This window comes from SAR324 cluster bacterium (genome assembly GCA_015232315.1).
Taxonomy (GTDB): domain Bacteria; phylum SAR324; class SAR324; order SAR324; family NAC60-12; genus JADFZZ01.
This window is the reverse complement of sequence record JADFZZ010000053.1, coordinates 1-19,239: the sequence shown is the minus strand read 5'-3', so window position 1 is coordinate 19,239 and position 19,239 is coordinate 1. Positions and strand designations below refer to the sequence as shown.

21 protein-coding genes and 1 pseudogene are annotated in these 19,239 nt (G+C 46.0%); 9 read left to right on the top strand and 13 right to left on the bottom strand.

Annotated features, from left to right (window positions below; all coding sequences use genetic code 11):
• The first annotated feature begins 137 nt into the window (after window positions 1-137).
• The 5 genes from HQM11_20420 (at window position 138) to HQM11_20400 (ending at window position 2,909) form a co-directional block, all read left to right on the top strand.
• The gene (locus HQM11_20420) at window positions 138-611 is read left to right on the top strand and encodes a hypothetical protein (protein MBF0353403.1); all 474 of its coding nucleotides are present in this window, start codon (window positions 138-140) and stop codon (window positions 609-611) included.
• Window position 612: 1 nt separating this feature from the next.
• The gene (locus HQM11_20415; GenBank protein ID MBF0353402.1) at window positions 613-1,203 is read left to right on the top strand and encodes a hypothetical protein; all 591 of its coding nucleotides are present in this window, start codon (window positions 613-615) and stop codon (window positions 1,201-1,203) included.
• A complete protein-coding gene (locus tag HQM11_20410; protein MBF0353401.1) occupies window positions 1,200-2,003 on the top strand; it encodes a hypothetical protein in 804 nt (267 codons plus the stop codon). The genes HQM11_20415 and HQM11_20410 overlap by 4 nt, the downstream gene beginning before the upstream one ends.
• Before the next feature lie 61 nt (window positions 2,004-2,064).
• On the top strand, window positions 2,065-2,661 hold the full coding sequence (locus HQM11_20405; protein MBF0353400.1) for a hypothetical protein: 597 nt from the start codon (window positions 2,065-2,067) through the stop codon (window positions 2,659-2,661).
• Window positions 2,658-2,909 carry a hypothetical protein gene (locus HQM11_20400; GenBank protein ID MBF0353399.1) on the top strand — a complete coding sequence of 84 codons (252 nt, stop codon included), beginning with the start codon at window positions 2,658-2,660 and terminating at the stop codon, window positions 2,907-2,909. The genes HQM11_20405 and HQM11_20400 overlap by 4 nt, the downstream gene beginning before the upstream one ends.
• A 77-nt stretch (window positions 2,910-2,986) precedes the next feature.
• Here the strand turns inward: HQM11_20400 and HQM11_20395 are convergent, their stop codons facing one another.
• From HQM11_20395 to HQM11_20385, 3 genes are all read right to left on the bottom strand, one after another.
• Window positions 2,987-3,367 carry a chemotaxis response regulator CheY gene (locus tag HQM11_20395; protein ID MBF0353398.1) on the bottom strand — a complete coding sequence of 127 codons (381 nt, stop codon included), beginning with the start codon at window positions 3,365-3,367 and terminating at the stop codon, window positions 2,987-2,989.
• Window positions 3,368-3,420: 53 nt separating this feature from the next.
• Entirely contained in the window at window positions 3,421-4,350 is a 930-nt protein-coding gene (locus tag HQM11_20390) for an ABC transporter substrate-binding protein (GenBank protein MBF0353397.1), read from the bottom strand.
• Window positions 4,351-4,451: 101 nt separating this feature from the next.
• Window positions 4,452-5,183, bottom strand: a complete 732-nt coding sequence (locus HQM11_20385) for a nitroreductase family protein (GenBank protein MBF0353396.1) — start codon at window positions 5,181-5,183, stop codon at window positions 4,452-4,454.
• Window positions 5,184-5,647: 464 nt separating this feature from the next.
• Here HQM11_20385 and HQM11_20380 point away from each other — a divergent pair, with 464 nt between their 5' ends.
• Entirely contained in the window at window positions 5,648-7,588 is a 1,941-nt protein-coding gene (locus tag HQM11_20380) for a serine/threonine-protein phosphatase (protein MBF0353395.1), read from the top strand.
• A 14-nt stretch (window positions 7,589-7,602) separates the two neighbouring features.
• On the opposite strand, the gene HQM11_20375 is transcribed toward HQM11_20380, so the two are convergent.
• From HQM11_20375 to HQM11_20340, 8 genes and pseudogenes are all read right to left on the bottom strand, one after another.
• The gene (locus HQM11_20375; protein MBF0353394.1) at window positions 7,603-8,745 is read right to left on the bottom strand and encodes an acyl-CoA dehydrogenase family protein; all 1,143 of its coding nucleotides are present in this window, start codon (window positions 8,743-8,745) and stop codon (window positions 7,603-7,605) included.
• A 107-nt stretch (window positions 8,746-8,852) separates the two neighbouring features.
• Window positions 8,853-9,086: a CopG family transcriptional regulator gene (locus HQM11_20370; protein MBF0353393.1), complete on the bottom strand. Its 234-nt coding sequence runs from the start codon at window positions 9,084-9,086 to the stop codon at window positions 8,853-8,855.
• Window positions 9,058-9,335 (bottom strand): annotated as a pseudogene (locus HQM11_20365) (BrnT family toxin). Before HQM11_20365 ends, HQM11_20370 begins: the two are co-directional and overlap by 29 nt.
• A 75-nt stretch (window positions 9,336-9,410) precedes the next feature.
• Complete coding sequence (locus HQM11_20360) at window positions 9,411-9,812, bottom strand: acyl-CoA thioesterase (protein MBF0353392.1); 402 nt, start codon at window positions 9,810-9,812, stop codon at window positions 9,411-9,413.
• A gap of 55 nt (window positions 9,813-9,867) precedes the next feature.
• Window positions 9,868-12,000, bottom strand: a complete 2,133-nt coding sequence (locus tag HQM11_20355; GenBank protein MBF0353391.1) for an enoyl-CoA hydratase/isomerase family protein — start codon at window positions 11,998-12,000, stop codon at window positions 9,868-9,870.
• Window positions 12,001-12,040: 40 nt separating this feature from the next.
• The gene (locus HQM11_20350) at window positions 12,041-13,249 is read right to left on the bottom strand and encodes an acetyl-CoA C-acetyltransferase (GenBank protein MBF0353390.1); all 1,209 of its coding nucleotides are present in this window, start codon (window positions 13,247-13,249) and stop codon (window positions 12,041-12,043) included.
• Between the two features lie 240 nt (window positions 13,250-13,489).
• The gene (locus HQM11_20345; GenBank protein ID MBF0353389.1) at window positions 13,490-15,307 is read right to left on the bottom strand and encodes an acyl-CoA dehydrogenase; all 1,818 of its coding nucleotides are present in this window, start codon (window positions 15,305-15,307) and stop codon (window positions 13,490-13,492) included.
• Between the two features lie 64 nt (window positions 15,308-15,371).
• Window positions 15,372-15,833, bottom strand: coding sequence for a thioesterase family protein (locus HQM11_20340; GenBank protein ID MBF0353388.1), 462 nt, complete (start codon window positions 15,831-15,833; stop codon window positions 15,372-15,374).
• A 122-nt stretch (window positions 15,834-15,955) separates the two neighbouring features.
• On the opposite strand from HQM11_20340, the gene HQM11_20335 reads away from it, so the two are divergent.
• The 3 genes from HQM11_20335 (at window position 15,956) to HQM11_20325 (ending at window position 17,800) form a co-directional block, all read left to right on the top strand.
• A complete protein-coding gene (locus HQM11_20335) occupies window positions 15,956-16,618 on the top strand; it encodes a TetR/AcrR family transcriptional regulator (GenBank protein ID MBF0353387.1) in 663 nt (220 codons plus the stop codon).
• Window positions 16,619-16,712: 94 nt separating this feature from the next.
• Window positions 16,713-17,141 carry a CBS domain-containing protein gene (locus HQM11_20330; protein ID MBF0353386.1) on the top strand — a complete coding sequence of 143 codons (429 nt, stop codon included), beginning with the start codon at window positions 16,713-16,715 and terminating at the stop codon, window positions 17,139-17,141.
• 20 nt (window positions 17,142-17,161) lie between these two features.
• Window positions 17,162-17,800 (top strand): hypothetical protein, encoded by a 639-nt coding sequence (locus HQM11_20325; GenBank protein ID MBF0353385.1) that lies wholly within the window; start codon window positions 17,162-17,164, stop codon window positions 17,798-17,800.
• 11 nt (window positions 17,801-17,811) lie between these two features.
• On the opposite strand, the gene HQM11_20320 is transcribed toward HQM11_20325, so the two are convergent.
• Together HQM11_20320 and HQM11_20315 are read right to left on the bottom strand one after the other, a co-directional pair.
• Window positions 17,812-18,372, bottom strand: a complete 561-nt coding sequence (locus HQM11_20320; protein ID MBF0353384.1) for a lipocalin family protein — start codon at window positions 18,370-18,372, stop codon at window positions 17,812-17,814.
• 212 nt (window positions 18,373-18,584) lie between these two features.
• The coding region (locus HQM11_20315) for a PD-(D/E)XK nuclease domain-containing protein (protein ID MBF0353383.1) at window positions 18,585-19,239 on the bottom strand (655 nt) is incomplete at its 5' end.

The following is a 19,239-nucleotide window of genomic DNA, read 5'->3' as shown; positions in this document are numbered from 1 at the left end:
TCATCTACCGGAATATGGAGGAATTCCCCATTTCCCCCCACATCCAGCACACCCCGCTCGGAAGGCTCAATGTCTGGTGGACCTATGTCCAGGACTCTCAGGGAAATCAACGAAAGTGCGCTTTGGCAATGTGGGATATGCCCTGTGAAAAACATCCGACCTTGCCGACTTATCTCACCTGGTATGCCAAACGAAGTGGTCTGGGAGGAGCAAAAGCAACTCCGTATATCGCATGGAATATCGAGATGGCTCAACAAAAAGGGTATCCCAAAGAATTCAATAAAGTTGATGAAGCCACCTATACTAAAAATCGAAATGCAGTAACAATTCCTTTGGGAAGTGCAGGTAAATCAGATACAGGCGAAAAATTATCATGGGATGAATATCCTTTTGCATCAACAGACGCAGGAGGTATCCGCCCAAGAGAAGTTGTTGATCCCTTTGGAACAAAAAATCTACCTGATCAAGGTGCGCCTGGAGCACATGTTATGAGAGTTCCTCTTTATAATGAAAATTGTTCTCAAGGTGGGTGTTTGGGTGACTTTTATGACAAAAATAATATTCAAACAAGTAGTCCTTTTGCTGCAACTGTCTGTGGTATTAGGAGGTAATATGCCGATTCTCGATTATCTTAATAAAATATTAACCTATCAAATACAACTTAAACATCCCGTAATCAGTCTATTACAACCAGGATTGAGTGAACGAGAAATTTTATTAAAAACCTCTTTAATTCCGATACAGATCCCCCGAGAGATGATTAACCTGTATATGTGGAGAAATGGCACATTAGCCCCGGAATCATCAACATTGGGGGACATGCAATTTTTTTATGGATACCATTTGTGTTCTTTGGAAGAAGCTTTACTCAGTTTTCAAGAAGGTTACTCAATTTGGCAAAAATTCTATAAAATGGAATTTTGTTCATTATTTGAAGATGGTGCTGGTGGATGTTGTGGAGTTATTCCTAATCAGGATTCTTTAGTTAGTCCTGTGATTCAAATTACTGAACTAGGGAAAAATATCATTTATTCTAATCTAACTAAAATGATGGAAACTATTGCGAGTTGCTATGAAAACGGAGTGTTTTGGATTGGACAGAATGGATATTTAGACGCAGATTTAAAAAAATATGGAGACATAGCTTTACGGCTGAATCCAGAAATTGAATATTGGCAAAAGCGTGTCAAGGGGGAGATATGATTTCGTGGAAGATTCCTTTGAAACACAAGTTTCTGCTGGAAGCCACCGACATCCTCAATCACTTCCTCTGCCGGGAAGTCGAGAGCGACACGGACAAGGGAATTTATCCCTACGAATGGCTGATTCATGATTTTTTCTGGGGCGAACCGGAACAGAAAGACCTCATCGATTTCATCTACTGGAATATGGAGGAATTCCCCATTTCCCCCCACATCCAGCACACCCCGCTCGGAAGGCTCAATGTCTGGTGGACCTATGTCCAGGACTCTCAGGGAAATCAACGAAAGTGCGCTTTGGCGATGTGGGATACTTCCTGCGATGAGGTTCTTCCCCCTCTCAGAACCCATAAAACCTATTACGGCGTATCACCCCAATTTTTGTCCGCGTTTCCAAAAACCGCCAAAGGGACCCCTTATATCGCCTGGAACATGGAACTCGCTCTTTCCAAAGGCTACTCTCAGGGGCCTTTTATAAAAGTGGGTGAGAAAGAAAGAACTCAAAATAGAAACCAGTTGAAAAGCACTATAAAATCAGAAATAGGAACAGATGTGGCGAAACTTCCTGATGGAACCGAGTTATCTTGGGAAGAGTATCCATTTGCCAGTACCAGACGAACTTATAATCAATTAAGGGAGTTGGTAGATCCTTTTGGAAATTACAATGTCTCGGATAAAAATAATGGTGGTCAACATGTAATGCGAGTGCCTTTAAGTGAACAAAAAATTCAAGGGGGTACATTATCCAGTTTTGTTCCTCCAGAAGGTGAGTTCACCGCTAACGTCTGTGGAATCAAAAAATAACCAACCTGCAAGAAGACTGAATTACAAAGTTGATCAATATATCTATCTTGCAGGAGCATTTATGTCTTTACTACATCAATACCTGGATGAAATTGTGGATTACCTATCACAATATGGATATTTTTTGAGGGACTGGCTACAACCCGGAATACATCCAAAACAAGTGTTGTCTCAATTAAACATCTTACCTTTTAAAGTATCTCAAGAAATCATTCAGATTTATTCATGGAGAAATGGAACCAGAATAGATCCATTTGGAAATATTGAACTATTCCCCATGTTTATATTTTCTTCATTGGAACATGTGATTCATCATTTGATGGAGGATCAAGTTATTGAAATTATTTTTAATTCTTATGATTTTTATTTTTTTCCTATTTTTGGGGATTCTTTTGGGGATTCTTTTGGAATCAAAGGGAACCATGAAAGAACTCATGCTTCTCCAATCATAAAAATAGATGATGATGGTTATGGCCCTAATGTCCTTTTCGGAAGTCTGACACAAATGATGGAAACACTTGTTTCCTGTTATAGGGAAGGCGCTTTTTTTGTGAAAGATGGAAGTCTTAGCGCCGATTATGACAGGTATGGAGAAATCGCCTTACGCTTGAATCCGGAAATCGAGTATTGGCATAAATATGTCAAGGGTGAGATATGATTTCGTGGAAGGTTGCGTGGTTCCAGGTCCTGCTGGAAGCCACGGATATCCTCAATCACTTCCTCTGCCGGGAAGTCGAGAGCGACACGGACAAGGGCATTTATCCCTACGAATGGCTGATTCATGATTTTTTCTGGGGAGAACCGGAACAAAAAAACCTCATCGATTTCATCTACCGGAATATGGAGGAATTCCCCATATCCCCCCACATCCAGCACACCCCGCTCGGAAGACTCAATGTCTGGTAGACCTATGTCCAGGACTCTCAGGGAAATCATGAAGTTGCACGGCCATGCTGTGCGAACATGACCGCAAAATGAGGAATTTATGGAAAGATTTTGGCGATTTTATCGCTGAGGGTTTTGGCGTCAAACGGCTTCACAATATAATTGCTGACACCGGCCTTCACCGCGGCAATGATGTTTTCCTGGAGCGCTTCTGCGGTCACCATCAGCACGGGGATGTTTTTCAGGTTGGCATCTCCCCGGATTTCCTTGAGAAGTTCCATTCCTGTCATTTTCGGCATATTCCAGTCTGTGATGACGAAATCAATTTTTTCTGATTTGAGCTTGGCCATGGCGGTCGTGCCATCATCGGCTTCCACAATATTGTTAAACCCTAACTGGCGTAAAATATTTTTTACAATCCGTCTCATGGTGGAGAAATCATCAACCACAAGGATATTCATTTCTTTATCTGCTGGCATGTTCCCTTTAAGTTATGAGGATGTTAATAAAAATCGATGGCATTATCAGGAAATCAGGTGGCTCCCGCATTTTTTGCAAAAGAAGATTCCACAAATTTTTCCAGATTAATTTTGCTGTGCATGACCCCCATGGTGTTGCACATATATTCCTGGATTTTTTCCAATTCGGACAAAACCGGAAAAAGTTCGCTGCTGATCAAAACACGATCCGGTGTGTCTGTCAATACATGCATGACAACCTCCTCTTTCTGTGAAAGGAATTGCGCGCCGATTTTGATGGCTCCCTGAGGATTGTCCTTAACAAATTTTCCGGAATTGACCAGACTTTGTGTCAATTCCTGCACTGCTTCAGGGTGACTGTCAATCAATTTTTCTTTGATCACTACCACACAACAGGGATGTTTAGGCCATAGATCCCTGGAAAGATACATTTCTTCAGCATAACCTTCCTTGATGGCTTGAGAGCCAAATGGCTCTGCCACGATGAAGCCACCGATTTCTCCATCTTCATCATACTGGATTGCTTCCGGCATCTGGGATGGTGCCATGACCTCCAGTGCGACATCTTTTCCCGCACCAACACTCATTCCGTGCCTGGTGAATAACTGGTGCAACAGCATGTTGTGTACGGACAGTTGATAAGGAATCGCAATCATCTTTCCCTTGAAATCTTCAAGTTTCTGAATGTTTGCCTTTTTATTCTTGACGAAAATACTGCCTGTCTTGTGCGCGAACATGGATAACTTGATCCCAACGCCTGCATGAAACAGGTCAATGGCCATCGGTGCAAGCATGAAAGCGACATCTACACTACCGTCTTTCATGGCATCTCCGACCTGATTCCAACCGACCATCGGCCGGGTTTCCAGATCAAAAGTTTTGAATGGCACTATGCCTGTGTCCGCATGAGCTTTTGTAACACCCAGGATCAAATGATCGGTGATTTTCAAATGAGCGGCTTTAATGACTGGTTTTCCCATGATACCTCCTTAAAACTTATGGAATACTTCTAGACAGGTCGATAGCAAATGAAATTTACAGACACAACTATAAATTTAAAATAATTCACAAATCCATGAATATTTTAGATTTCTTTGATAAATTGCTCCCGGGGAAAACGGAATCGTTTCTGATAAACGCCCTTGGGGCTACGCTTTCCCGCGGCAACCAGCATGACTACAAACCCCTCCTTCGGTAGCTCCAGAATCTGATGCAGTCGTTTGCTGTCAAAACCTTCCATGGGGCATGAATCGAAACCATAGGCTCGCAATGCCAGCATGTAATTTTCAGCGGCCAGCGCACAGGTTTTAGCCGCCCAGAGTTTCATATCCGCATGGGTCAACGGCCAGCGCGCCATGGGACGGCGTAACCCCATGATGGAAGAAACAACCCATTTCCCCAGTCCAAACAGATTCAATGGTCCCGAACGGTATTGGATATATATTTTTTTTCCGTAATAATCCTGCACAATCTTGGGAATCGTTGCATCGGGCCATTGTTCCAGAATGCCACGACCATGTTCGCCCCATGTGTCGGTTCGTGCCACAAAGGCCACCAGCTTGTCAGCGGTTTTAGCGGCGTTCTGATTGAAACAGGCTTCGATGATTTTCTCACGTTTATCAGGGGAACGTACAATGTAAAATTCCCAGGGTTGCAAATTGCTGGAGTTTGGCGCCAGGAGGGCCATATCCAGACAATCCTGAAGCACTTCTTCCGGGATGGGCGTGCCATCAAATTTTCTGACAGAACGACGGGTCATCACGGTTTTACGAAATTCCTTTACATCAATTTGTGGTAATTCTTCTGGTTCAGGCATATAGTTTCCTTTGGAATGCTAAGTGAAAGGCCCCATAAAAAAGGCAACACAAGATAACACACTGGTTCCCTACTTTCAGTGAGAACCTTCCTTAAAGCGCCTCCGGTGCTCCTTCCACAATTGCTGGAATCGACCGGAAGTAGTTGAGGTAAAAGGTGTCCCGGAGATTTGTAAAAATCATTGTCTGTTATGAATCCTGTGTGTATATGCTCAATGGGCAATTTTTCAACTCATTCGTGAGTAAATGTTTCAAACCATGTGTTGAGATAATTCCGCTGGTAATCAGACCTCATATACGCTAATAGCCAAATTGAAGTGTTTTTTCTCATGCGATGTAAAACAATCACAATTCATCTCCATGTCTTGAGCTGGTAATGTCAGAAAAATCATTCTCTCATGTGTCTCACCCCTCTGCCAAACGGCACCACAAAAGGATACCCTTTTCATTGGACGTGGGTTCTTCAGTGAAGTCTGTTCATTCCTCAAAAATTGTTCCGTTGAATCAGGTATTTTCTGTATTGGACGCGTCCGCTGGCGGGTTTAAACTTAAAACCACACTGTCACAGTCCTTGCAGAAAATTCATCTGAAGCAATACGAATTCATTCAATTGACATTGCTGGACAAATTTATTCGTTGTTCGGGACAAATCAGATGGTGTTCACAGCTTGGCAATGAACTGGTTCTCGGCATTGAATTGAGCGGTGCTACCCAGTCCATTTTCAAAAATTTATCCAGACAGCAACTGTCACTTCCTCACACCGCCAACAATCGGTTTGATTTCATTTACATCCACCCTCAACGGTGGGTTCAGGAAATGATGTTGAATCTGGCCACTAAAATTAATTGTGACTGCCAAACCTTTGGCTGCACTGAATCCATGCTGGAACAACTGGAACACATCAACACAGGGTTCATCCTGATTGATGACCGCAGTATCAATGATCTTGAAGAATGGTCGCGCCTGCGTCTCAAATATTTCAGGCACATTCCCACCATGATGCTGACCGATGAAATATCGGCAACGCTCAGTCAACTTCAGGATAAGCATGAGTTTTTTGACATCGCCTGTCGACCTATGGACATTGGCGAAATGCTCCTCAAATGCTTTTATTTCATTCTGCATTCTGGAAAACTTACACAGATCAAGTCACGCATGGACCAACCTGTGGAGCGGACACCTGAATTAGCGACCTCTCAGTCCAACGATACAGAATTTGTTCTGGGAATTATGGACCGGGTCATGGATCAGTCAGATCTGTTTCTGGAATTGATCGCCTTCCAGGAAAAATTGATTCAGCACTCCCGTATTGAGGATAATGTGGGGGCTTTTCAGAAGTGGATAATGGAACAATTCAAGTTCAGGGGGCATCTTTGGCATTTGTATGATGGCTATCCGCGGTTAATGCCCGGATCAATGTTGGAACCGAATCAAGCCGGTTTTATCGAACGCCAGCAACGGATCCAGAAATTTCTGGAGGATCCCAATGAATTCAGTCAGCAACCCAACCTGTTGCTGGTCAAACGAAATCAACTGATTCTGGAGGTTTTTCAACATGTTGAGTCGCATGATGTGATTGCGGGACTGATGTTGTGTGTCCAATTGATGGAACCGATTTTTGCCATGAAAAACAAAGATATTGAACTTCAACGGCAACATGAAATCACTCAACGGGAACTGAGCCTGGCCCATCACATGCTGCTGGAAGTCTTTGAACCGCAGATTCCCGGGATCCCCGGCATGGTGCACTCCATTCATTTTCAACCCTTTGAGCAGTTGGGTGGCGATTTCTTCAACCTGTTTCATGTGGGTGACCAGTCTTATGGCATTCTGATTGGAGATATTTCAGGTCATGGAATTTCTTCAGCCATGCTTTCCATCATGTTTCAAAGTTATTTTTCCAACTTCACCAAAGGCATGTTTGATCCCGAGATGGTGCTGAATTATATCAATGCCATCTCTCAGCCTCATGTACCGGATGATCACTTCGCCAGTCTGTGTTATGCCATTTATGATTGTGAAGAAAAAAAACTGGTTTATACCAATGCCGGGTTTCACGAAATCGTGCTGATCCGGGATGGCAAATGCTCTCTGCTGTCCTCAACCATGGATATTTTGGTAGGTGTGTTTGAAAATGAAACGGTGGAGGGTTTTCACCAGAAAGAATTTCAGGCGCAAAACAACGACATACTGCTGTTTTTCACGGACGCGTTGTTTGAAGTCATGGACAAGGAAGGTGAGGTCCTGGGAATGAAACGGCTGATGGAGTTTCTGGATACCTGTGCTTTAAAAAGTGTAGAAGAACTGACGCAGGCGTTGCTGAAATATACGAAAGCATTTTCACACAACGCCCGCTTTCATGATGATGTCACACTGATGATTTTTCAGGTACACGAAGAGGATTAATGCTGGACAGATTTCTAAAGCCCCAACCCTCTGGCGACCAGATCTTTCATCACTTCGTTGGCCCCGCCATAAATGCGTTGCACCCGGGCATCCACAAAAAAACGTGAGATCGGGTATTCCTGCATGTAGCCATAACCACCGAAAAGTTGCAGACAACGGTCGCTCACTTCAAACTGCATGTCGGTCGTCCAGTATTTGGCCATGCTCACCTCAGTAACCACATTTTCACCGGCCATGTGGCGCGGTAACAAATCATCAATAAAGGATTGCCCGATTTGTACTTTCGTACTCATGTCTGCCAGTTCAAACTGGGTATTCTGGAATTTGCTCAGTGGTTTTCCGAAAATTTCCCGGGTTTTGACATAATCAATCGTGTGTTTCAATGCGCCTTTGGCCGCACCGACCGCGCCAATCGCGATGACCAGTCGTTCCTGTTGCAGGTTGTTCATGAGATATTTGAAGCCCATCCCTTCCTTGCCCAGCAGATTTTCCACTGGAACTTTGCAATCCTCAAAAAACAGTTCAGACGTATCCTGGCCCTGCATTCCGATTTTTTTCAAATTTCGACCCCGCTGAAATCCCGGCGTATTTCCTTCAATGAGTAGCAGACTCACACCCCGATGAGGAGGATTCGTGTCTTCAGTACGCACAGCCACAATATACAGATCCGCGCATTGTCCATTGCTGATAAAGACTTTCGCTCCATTCACGATATAATGATCGCCCTGCCGGACAGCCCGTGTTTTCAGGTTGGCCAGATCAGAACCGACAGCAGGCTCTGTCATGGCAATCGCCAACACGCATTCTCCGGAAATACATTTGGGAATCCATTTCTGTTTTTGTGCTTCTGAACCAAAATTCTCAATATATGGCAGCACAATGTCGCTGTGCAGTCCCCAGGACACACTGGAGGCACCGGCATAGGCCAGTTCTTCCTGAATGATCACGGAATACAGAAAATCGCATTCCAGTCCGCCATATTGTTTGGACGCCGTTGGACAGAGCCATCCCTGTTCACCGGCGTCCAGCCAGACTTCACGGGGCACCATGTGGGCTTCATCCCAGGTTTCCAGATGGGGTATAATTTTTTTTTCAAGGTACTGCCGGAATGTTTTACGGAATAATTGATGCTCTTCATTAAAAATTTTTCGATCCATAATTCCTCTGGAAAATCAAGGTTCCTGAAAACAGAACAAAATGATAGTTTACTCGTTTCGAGATCTGGAGTGCCGAATAAAATAGCACAGAAAAAAGTTCGTATTCGCTATTGAGTGTGATCCTGAACATACAAATCAACCACGTTTCTGATGAGTCGTTGATAGGGAATCCCCGATTTGTGGGCTTCTTCCTTGAAAAAATTAATGATATCCTCATTCAGATTGATGGTCACTCTCACTGTTCTGTCTTTAGCGTCCAATTCTTCAGGCAGAGGTAAAAAATCGTTGACAGTATTTCCCAGTTGAATTGGTTCATCCGTGTATTTGATTTTCTGTTTCATATCGTGTTTTTCCCTTTGGCCAATATCCTGCGCCAATAATTCGAATGATTTCCCCTCGATAGGTAATCGAACGGTCATGATTCCATCATCAACAGCACCCAGACAAAAATACCGTTTTTCATCCATGCTGTGTTCCAGGTCTTCCACAATGATTCTATGTGGATCTAAAAACGCCTTTTTAGCTTGGTGGAATGAAACCCCATGCTTTTGCTGATTCAGATCATTTTTAGTCTCATCCCATTCAAACATTAGCAGTTCCCCAAGATTATATCAGATTATCATGTGTCAAAATACAGGCAACCTCAAGGATTGTATACTTTGGAATTATTGACTTACATCCACCACATGCTGTGTCAGTTTTTCACGAATGTCCGAAGGAATAGCCGCAGATTTCTGGGTTTTATAATCAAAATGCACAAGAACCGTATTGCCGGAAACTACCACCTTTCCCGACTGTGTCGCGGTTTGATGAACGGTGAGTGACGTATTGCCCAGCTTTGAGATCGTTGTGGTGATCAGAATGTCCTGATAGGGCATGATCTGATGAAAAAACTCGATTTCAAATTTTTTGAGAATCAGGTTCCATGTGCTGATGGACAGGCCTGGATTGAAAATTTCAAAAACTCCAATTCGGGCCTCTTCAAACCAGACAGGAACCACCGTATTGTTGATATGCCCCAACGCATCGGTTTCACTGAACCGGGGTTTGATGATGAATTCGAACATGGTCACACCTATTGTAAGGGCGATTCGCGAATCGCCCGAACGTTAAAATATGGGTTTATTGGAAGGTCTCGCCGTTTGCCGCCATTTTTTTCAGCAATGCTGGAGGTGTGAAGCGAGGACCATATTTGGCGGTCAACTCTTCACATTTTCCTACAAACTCTTTCACACCGAAATCATTGATGTATTGCAGGGTTCCACCCTTGAACGGCGCAAATCCCCAGCCAAAGATACTGCCGATATTGGCATCAGCCGCGGTTGTGAGAACTTTTTCCTCATAACAACGTACTGTTTCCAACGCCTGCACAAACATCATGCGAGTGATCATTTCCTCCTGGGACAACTCAGTTTCAGCAGGTTTGAAATGCTGTTGGAGTTCAGGCCACAAATGCTTTTTGCCATCGGCCGGATAGTCATAAAATCCTTTGGACGCTTTTTTGCCCTCACGTCCAAATTCTTTGACCATGCGTTCCACCACGGCCATTCCAGGATGCGCCTGATAGGATTTGCCGGAGGCTTCCATATCCTTGCGGGTCTGGCCTTCAATGTGAAGCACCAGTGACAGACTGACTTCATCCATCAATGCCAGTGGACCAACCGGCATTCCAGCCTTGAGTCCTGCGGATTCAATCGCGCGGGGATGTTGTCCTTCCAGCAGAAGCGCAATGCCTTCCATGGGATAGGTCGCAAACACACGGGAGGTGTAAAAACCACGGCTGTCATTGACCACAATCGGAGTTTTGTTGATTTGCAGAACATAATCGAAAGCCCGAGCCAATGTTTCAGGGCTGGTCTGTTTGCCGACAATGATTTCCACCAGCGCCATTTTGTCCACAGGCGAAAAGAAATGGAGTCCGATGAAATTCTGTGGACGACTGGAACGTTCTGCCAGACCAGTGATGGGCAAGGTTGATGTGTTGGAGGCGAACACCGCTGTTTCAGCGATTTGCGCTTCGGCTTCCTGAGTGACTTTGGCTTTCAGTTCCCGGTTTTCAAACACCGCTTCAATGATCAGGTCACAGCCCTTGAGGTCCGAAGCTTGATCGGTGGCAAGAATTCTGCCGAGAATGGCGTCTTTCTGTTCCGCACTCATTTTGCCTTTGGCGACACGTTTTTCCAGCAAGCCGGCAGAATATGATTTTCCTTTTTCCGAGGCCTCTTTAGACACATCTTTCAGCACTACCTCAATCCCGGCGTAGGCGCTGACATAGGCAATACCGGCACCCATCATGCCCGCACCCAGAATGCCGACTTTGGTCACACGGGAAGGTGCAAATCCTTGAGGACGACTTTCGCCCTTTTTGATTTTATTGAGCTGATACCAAAGACTGTTGATGATGTTTTTGGCTTCCTTGCTGACCACCGTGTTGGCGAAATATCGGGCTTCCAGACGACAGCCTGTATCAAAATCCACTGATCCGCCACCCTGCACACAATTCAGGATGTTTTGTGCGGCGGGATAGTTGCCGAAGGTTTTTTTGTTCAGCATGGCAGGAGCGACCATCCACATTTGGGCCACAGCCGGATGATTGTTGTCGCCACCGGGCCATTTGAATTTTTTTTCATCCCAGGGTTGCTTTGCGCCGGGATTTGCCAATAGCCATTGTTTAGCCTTGTTCATCATGTCGTCTTTGTCTGTGGCCAATTCGTGAATGAATCCAGCCTGCAATGCCGCTTCCGGATTCAACTGGGTTCCTTCCAGCAGGTACTGCAATGAATTCTGGATACCGATCAGTCGTGGCAATCGCTGGGTTCCACCACCGCCCGGAAGCAGTCCGAGAGTCACTTCAGGCAAACCGAGTTTCGCTTTGGGATTGTTGATCGCAATCCGCCGATGGCAGGCCAGTGCCACTTCCAGTCCACCGCCCAGTGTGTTTCCGCTCAGAGCCGCGACCACGGATTTTCCGCAAGTTTCCAGTTTCCGCAGAATCGTTTTGAAACTCATTCCCCAGTCAAACACTGTTTTCGCATCGGTCAGAGCATAAAGCGCGTCCAGGTCGCCTCCGGCCATGAAATCTTTTTTACCGGAAGTCAGGATCACACCGGCAATGGTGTTGTCTTCAGCAACCTTGTCCACCGCGGTTGCCAATTCTTTTTCAAAAACATCATTCAACACGTTCTGGGAACGGTTTTCCATATCAATGGTGAGTGTTACAATGTTCTGAGCGTCTTTTTCAAAATGAATCGCCATAAAATCCTCATTCAAACAAAAGTTTTTAATTCAGCATGTTTTAAACACGTTCGATGATCGTGGCGATTCCCATGCCGCCGCCAATACACAGGGTACACAAGCCGAATTGCTTGTCTCTTCGTTCCAGTTCGTCCAGCACCGTATTCAAAATGATGGCGCCTGTCGCTCCCAGTGGATGTCCCATGGCGATCGAGCCGCCATTGACATTGATTTTTTCAGAGTCAATTTTGAGTTCTTTCTGGGCTTTCATCACCACCGCCGCAAACGCCTCGTTGATTTCAAACAGATCAATGTCCTGTACGGAAAGACCGGCTTTTTTCAGAGCTTTGATACTGGATGGAGCGGGTGCGGTCAGCATGATGGTTGGTTCATCGCCAATCACGGCCATGGAGCGGAATTTTGCTCTGGGTTTGAGTCCGAGTTCAGCGCCTTTTTCCTTACTGCCGATCAATACCAGTGCGGCACCATCCACGATTCCTGAAGAATTTCCTGCATGATGCACATGCTGCACTTCTTCGACTTTGGGGTATTTCTGCATTGCGACTGCGTCAAATCCCATGGCGCCCATTGCTGTGAACGATGGTTTGAGTTCGCCCAGACTGTCAACGGTGGTGGCTTCACGGATGAGTTCATCATGCGCCAGAATGATTTGTCCGTTCACATCCCGGACAGGGATGATGGATTTTTGGAAATATCCGTTTTTAACCGCATGGGCGGCTTTTTTGTGAGATGCCGCCGCGAAGGTATCCACATCCTTGCGGTTGAAACCTTCCAGCGTCGCGATCAGGTCTGCGGAAACGCCTTGGGGAATGGTGGGCAGATAAGTACTCACCCGCACATCCATAAACAATGCGCCGCCATCTGTTCCCATCGGGACCCGCGACATGGATTCCACACCGCCGCCAATGGTTAGATCTTCCATACCGGACATGACTTTCATGGCGGCCAGGTTGCAGGCTTCCAGTCCTGATCCACAAAAGCGGCTCAAGGTAGCACCGGCTACTTTGTTGCTCCAACCGGCATACAGCGTGGCCGTTTTGGCGATATCCGCGCCTTGTTCTCCAACCGGGGTGACACATCCCAGCACCACATCATCCACCTGTTCAGTGTCGAGTTTGTTGCGTTGTTGCATTGCCTGAAACAAGGTCACGAGCAGATCTACCGCTGGAACTTCGTGCAGACTTCCAGTTTTCTTGCCTCGTCCCCGAGGAGTTCGAACCGCGTCAAAAATATAGGCATCTCGCATAATTCTCCTTAAATTTTATGTTGAATGAACTATTCAGTCGCATTGCCGGAAAGATACTGAAGAACGGCAAAAAATAAGTTGTAAACATTTTCCCATCCAGTCTCTCCTGCTCTGGTCTGTAGAGACGTGCTATAGCGCGTCTCTACGTGTGCCCGGCAGGAAATGTATTTCGGGGAAATTATCTATTTTATTTTTCGAATGTTCCTTAGTCTCTGCGGCAATTTCTGAATAGTGACGGTTGAATTATAACGCCACATCCAATGCGTCATAGGTTTTATTACTGATCGCTTTGGCGTAGCCTTCAAAGGTCGGCATCACCACATGCATGTAAAAATGAATGGTTTTCAGTTTGTTCTGATAAAACTGAACCTGACTGTTTTCGGGATTCTTGTCCGCCAGCGCCTCCAGATTTTTGGCGGCTGTGATTCCCTGATCCAGAAAGAAATAGCCTGCGGTCACAGCCGCGCAATACATCAAAAAGGGAGTCGCATATAACACGGCACCTTCCAAGCCACGTTCACCGTGCATGGATTGCATGGTCATTGCGGCATCTGCCAGACTTTCACAATACTGGGACCACTTGGTGACAGAAGATTCCAGACCTTTGATCTGTGAATTCTGCTCCACCATGCCCTGAAATTTTTGCATCAGCCCCATGAACAGCGCGCCATTGCGCATGGTCATTTTGCGTCCAACCAGATCCAGTGCCTGAATGCCGGTGGTTCCTTCATAAATGGTGGAAACCCTTAGATCCCGGTAAAGTTGTTCCATGGGAAAATCCTTGGTGTATCCGACGCCACCCATCAACTGAATGCCCATCCGGACCACATCCAGTCCAACTTCGGTGGACCAGCCTTTACACATCGGCGTCAGGATTTCGACCAGATTGTGTGCTTCGGCACGGGTTTCGGGGGTTTCTCCCACAAAGGAAATATCAATGAGTTTGGCCGTTCCATAGTTGAGCGCGCGCATGGCTTCCACTTTGGATTTCATGGTCATCAGACTGAGTTTGACATCCGGATGTTCAATGATCTGGACACGAGGCGCATCGGATTCTTTCATGCGGGAAATATGCACGCCCTGCACCCGTTCTTTGGCATAGCTCAGGGCGTTCTGATAGGCGGCGCTGGCAATGCCGACACCCAGCACAGCGGTTCCCATGCGGGCTTCGTTCATCAACTGGAACATGCAGGAAAGCCCCTTGTTTTCGTCACCAAGCAGGTAACCAAAACAATTATTGTTCTCACCAAAATTCAACACACAGGTCGGGCTGGCGTTCATGCCCATTTTGTGTTCAATCGAAGCCAGAGCCACGTCATTACCGGGGCCGATACTGCCATCGTCCTTCAGATTGTAATAGGGAACCAGAAACAGACTGAGACCCGCGGAACCAGCCGGGGCACCTTTGATCCGGGCCAGAACGGTATGCACTACATTTTTTCCAAGATTCGTGTCGCCATTGGTGATCCAGCATTTGGTTCCCTTTATTTTGAAACGGCCATCGCCCATGGGTTCTGCGGTTGTGGTATCCAGTCCCAGATCAGAGCCGGCCTGTGGTTCGCTCAAACACATGGTTCCGGTGAATTCACCGCTGGCCATACGAGGTATCCATTTTTTCTTGAGCGCGTCACTGCCAAAGGAATCAATCAGACGCATTGCGCCGCCATTGAGAAAAAACACCGCGCACAAACTCACATTTGCTCCGGCGATGCCTTCGTTGATGGTGGTTCCCAACACAAAGGGGGCACCCTGTCCACCGTTTTCGGGTTTATCCGCAAGACTAGCCCAACCCAGTTCATAGGCTTTTTTGTAGGGTTCATGAAAATATTCGGGAACCTGCACTCTGTTATCAATGACCCTGCATCCATCCTTGTCAGATGGGGCTCGTGTCGGAGCAAGAACATTCACCGCGAAATCAAACCCTTCCCGCACCAGGAGATCCACGGTTTGTTCATCAAAATCCTGATACTGTGGAAACTGACTCAATTCTCCTATTTTCAGCCATTCTTTGAGAGTGAACTGAATGTCTTTCATATCAATCGTCAATTCTGTACTGCTCATGATCCTCCTTTACAAAGTTGTAGATTGACGCCTGATGACGTCCTGACAAACACAATTTTCTCCCCTACCCCACCAGATACGTTCCGGTTCCTACCGCAATCAGAAGATTTTCCTGATTGTGTAATTCCATCCGGGTGACGGCCACCTTGTTGCCTGTTCTCAAAATAACACCTGAAGCCAGAAACGATGTCCCCTTACCCGGCCTGAGATAGTCAATCCGGATATCAATCGTTCCCAGTTTGGCAAACCGCTTTTGCTTTTCCTCCAGCGAATCCGCCGCGTGTTTTTCCAGTACCCCCGCAAAGGCGGACATCCCGCCAGCCACATCCAGCACCGCGGAAATCACTCCGCCATGCAACATTCCAGCATTGAAATTTCCCACCAGTTCGTTTTTCATGTCAAACCGCAAGGACACTTTTCCTGATTCAATCGCATGCACTTTCAATCCAAGAACCGTATTGAATGGAATATAATCTTCTGTTACCTTGCGGATCAGTTCCATGTCCTTGTCAGTCAAGCATTCCATAAGTTCCTGAAGGGGTGTTTATAAATAGTTTGCAGTTAATAGAATATTGTTCTAAAAACTAGGCGCGGCAAATAGAATTCGATTCTATGAATTTGTCAAGAATTTTTTAAGCGGAGGTGATTTTGGGTAATACTGGCAGAAAGCGTAGTGAAGAATTAAGAACGGAACGCAAGAAACAGATTCTTGATTCCGCCAGAAAACTATTTGTCACTCAGGGGTATGACGCCACCACGATGCAGCAGGTGGTGCAGGACGCAGGAACATCCATCGGGAATTGTTATTTTTATTTTCCCAACAAGGAAGCCCTGTTGCATGCCATTGTCGAGGATATCAGTCAGGAAATCTGGAACAAGGTGGATGAAGCATCAGGACATCTGCCGGCTGGTGCTACACAGCTTGCCGTGTCTTTTTATGTGTTCATTCAGGTATTGCTGGAGCAGGCGGAAGTGTTCCAACTGGTATTCATGGGCAACGCCCACATCCGGCTGAGACTTTCGTTTCTGGAATATTTTTCAGGTGCATTGAAAAAATATCTGGAAAAACATCCGGACCTGTTGGCCTATGAAGACGTTGATTTGGCAATCACCGCCTGGAGTGGGGCCACCGTTTCTGTGCTGGAGCGAATCCTGGAAGGACACATCACTTATGAAAAGGGCGCCGTGGAACGATTTCTGGTGAACTGGAACCTGCAAGCGTTTGGCATTCCAGATGCCAGAGTTCAGAATGCCCTTGAGAATCTCGATCGTTGGCTTAAAACTGGTTCCATCAACGATGCCTCCACGTGATTCTGCGTTTTTTTGATAATCTGAATTTGAGAGATCTGATTGCCAAACCCACGGATTAACCGCCCTTTTTCTCACCTCCATTACAGGGAAAACTATGAAAGTAAAAAACATCATGACACATAATGTCATCACCATCACTCAGGATATGACAGCTCTGGATGCTCTGCGTAAAATGAATGACAACACCATCCACCACTTGCTCGTAACCAATCAGGATAATGAAGTCACTGGTGTATTGTCCACCCGTGATTTTCCCAATGCACTGGATTTGCTGGAAGAAGGTTCCACGGCCATGGATGAGTTTCTCAACAAAATCAAATCCGAACAATTTCTGGTGAAAGATCTGATGACACCCAATCCTGTGGGAATATCACCGGAAGCTCCCTTGACGGACGCGGCCAAACTGATGTTGTGGCATAACATTCACAGTTTGCCGGTGGTAGATAATAAAAAGCTGGTGGGAATTGTTACTGATCGTAATCTGTTGAGCGCCCTGGGTGAAATGGAAGAAGCTCTGCACTAAATGTCATATCGAAAGGAATTATGAAAAAAATGCTCGGAAGAATGGTTCGCAATGCGTTAACCGCTAAAGACGAATGGAAAGAAGTCAATAACCGGGATGGGATTCTTGTACATTTCAAACCTATAGAAGGCAGCAATATTTTCGCCTTCAAGGGACAAACCGTGATTCAGGCTTCTATCGGGAAAATATGCCAGGTTCTGGATGATAACGATGGCCGAATGGATTGGCTGGATATGATCATTGATGCCATTGAACTGGAACGGGAATCAGACCACATCTCTGTTTTTTACCAGGCGTTCAAGCCGCCATTTCCGGTGGTGAAACGGGATTATGTGATTCGTGGGGAGTTGGTATGCGATCCGAAAGAAAAAACAGTGTTGCTGGAAATGGAATCCGTCGATCACCGTAATGCGCCACCAACAGTTGGAGTACGTGCTCATTTGCACCACAGCAGTTACCAACTCAGGGATCTGGGGAACGGAAGCACGGATATTACTGTGGAAATTCACACTGACCCGAAAGGCGTGATCCCCACCCCGATTGTCAATCTTATTCAACGGGACTGGCCCTATAAAACACTGAAAGATTTGCGCCGGTTTGTGGAAAGTCAACCTGACAAGGAACACCCACTGGTGATGAAAGAACTTTACGGGAAGTGATTCGTCTGACCTCACAAATCTGTTGTCTGCTCCGTAATGACAAATTGAGTGGGGTCATAGCCCTGAGTGGCAAGAATCTGGAATAGTTTGTTCAATTGCTCTGTTTCCATCTGAGGGGATCTGCTGAGTATCCAGCCATATTTACGTTGCGGATGCCCGATGATTGCATAGTCATAACTGTCTCCCAGACCAATAATCCAATAGGCCCCCCAAAAAAGTTGTTTTCCAAACACACTCACAAAACTGACCTCCAGTTTTGCGTTGGTTTGAGAATCAACAATACGAGCCACACCTTGTGCGTCCTCATAATCCCCACGCTCTTGCAGACAGCGATTGATCACCTTGATGTTGCCATCCTCACTGAACGAATAGGACGCAGTCACATTGCGGACACACTGTTTCTGAAAGCGATTCGGAATTTTCGCGATTTCATACCACAAGCCGATATACCGCTGAAGATCAACCTGTGTTACTGTTTTGGGTGACGTCACTGGTGGACTTGAGCAGGCAACATTTCCGATCAGTCCGCCTGCCATTAAAACCAGGAATGTTATCCATTTGCATTGATTCATTGGCTCCTCATTATCATATTCATATCGCTGATGTCCCCAACGTGGGATATTCCCACAAGTAAATTAAAATAATCGAGCTGTGCGGATACTTTTTTAGCCACGAAGAACACAAAGTAAAAAAGGGAATAGGCACCAGAAAATTTGAAAATCAGGGTTTCACGGAGGACTTCATTTATATAAAAACCTTTTTACTGAGATCTAAACGGCAAGTGCTATTGACTGCTCGTAACCGCCCCCCGATAAACCAGTTCCCAACCGTGATAGATCAGGATGATGCCGGTGAAGTTCACATGGGGTGGATACTGTTTCAGGCGATCCTCCGCCAGATATTGCCGTAACTGCTGTTCGGCCTGTTCAATTTCATTCCGGAGTCTGGTGTCAGAGAGTTCGTCACGTTTGATGTATTTGAGTTCAATGAGATACCCGAAGGACATCTCGGGATATTTGATCAGGAAGGGTTCCAGCAACAGATCCACATAGCCTTTGCCCAATTCACGTTCGCTGAAACTGAGCAGAAAATCGTTCAGATGGAGATAGGCCAGCAGAAATCCCTGAATCACCTTCTCCCCTTTCATGTAATCCCGGATGCTGGTTTGCGTTTCAACCGCCTGCGCCAGAAAATCAAAGAACGGTTCCCATTCGCCTTTCCAGGCCATTGCCTGCACCATTCTGCCGAGTTTCCAGAGATCCACCCGAAAGGTGCCGACATCCCGCCAGGCTTCCCGCAGATAGCCATACATCATCTGACCGATTGTCCGGTTGGGAATGCTGAGACGGAATTCCCCCATTTCATAATCGTCAATGGTCAGCAGTCCGAAAAAATACAGCAGAGAAATGAAATTGTCCGGCATGGTGAGATGTTCCAGC

Coding starts and splice junctions, on each gene's coding strand:
- HQM11_20405 (MBF0353400.1), top strand. CDS start 2,065: ATGTCTTTACTACATCAATACCTGGATGAAATTGTGGATTACCTATCA.
- HQM11_20400 (MBF0353399.1), top strand. CDS start 2,658: ATGATTTCGTGGAAGGTTGCGTGGTTCCAGGTCCTGCTGGAAGCCACG.
- HQM11_20370 (MBF0353393.1), bottom strand. CDS start 9,086: ATGAAACAGAAAATCAAATACACGGATGAACCAATTCAACTGGGAAAT.
- HQM11_20410 (MBF0353401.1), top strand. CDS start 1,200: ATGATTTCGTGGAAGATTCCTTTGAAACACAAGTTTCTGCTGGAAGCC.
- HQM11_20320 (MBF0353384.1), bottom strand. CDS start 18,372: ATGAATCAATGCAAATGGATAACATTCCTGGTTTTAATGGCAGGCGGA.
- HQM11_20330 (MBF0353386.1), top strand. CDS start 16,713: ATGAAAGTAAAAAACATCATGACACATAATGTCATCACCATCACTCAG.
- HQM11_20355 (MBF0353391.1), bottom strand. CDS start 12,000: ATGGCGATTCATTTTGAAAAAGACGCTCAGAACATTGTAACACTCACC.
- HQM11_20385 (MBF0353396.1), bottom strand. CDS start 5,183: ATGCCTGAACCAGAAGAATTACCACAAATTGATGTAAAGGAATTTCGT.
- HQM11_20340 (MBF0353388.1), bottom strand. CDS start 15,833: ATGGAATGCTTGACTGACAAGGACATGGAACTGATCCGCAAGGTAACA.
- HQM11_20375 (MBF0353394.1), bottom strand. CDS start 8,745: ATGGATCGAAAAATTTTTAATGAAGAGCATCAATTATTCCGTAAAACA.
- HQM11_20345 (MBF0353389.1), bottom strand. CDS start 15,307: ATGAGCAGTACAGAATTGACGATTGATATGAAAGACATTCAGTTCACT.
- HQM11_20325 (MBF0353385.1), top strand. CDS start 17,162: ATGAAAAAAATGCTCGGAAGAATGGTTCGCAATGCGTTAACCGCTAAA.
- HQM11_20420 (MBF0353403.1), top strand. CDS start 138: ATGCCCTGTGAAAAACATCCGACCTTGCCGACTTATCTCACCTGGTAT.
- HQM11_20395 (MBF0353398.1), bottom strand. CDS start 3,367: ATGCCAGCAGATAAAGAAATGAATATCCTTGTGGTTGATGATTTCTCC.
- HQM11_20360 (MBF0353392.1), bottom strand. CDS start 9,812: ATGTTCGAATTCATCATCAAACCCCGGTTCAGTGAAACCGATGCGTTG.
- HQM11_20415 (MBF0353402.1), top strand. CDS start 613: ATGCCGATTCTCGATTATCTTAATAAAATATTAACCTATCAAATACAA.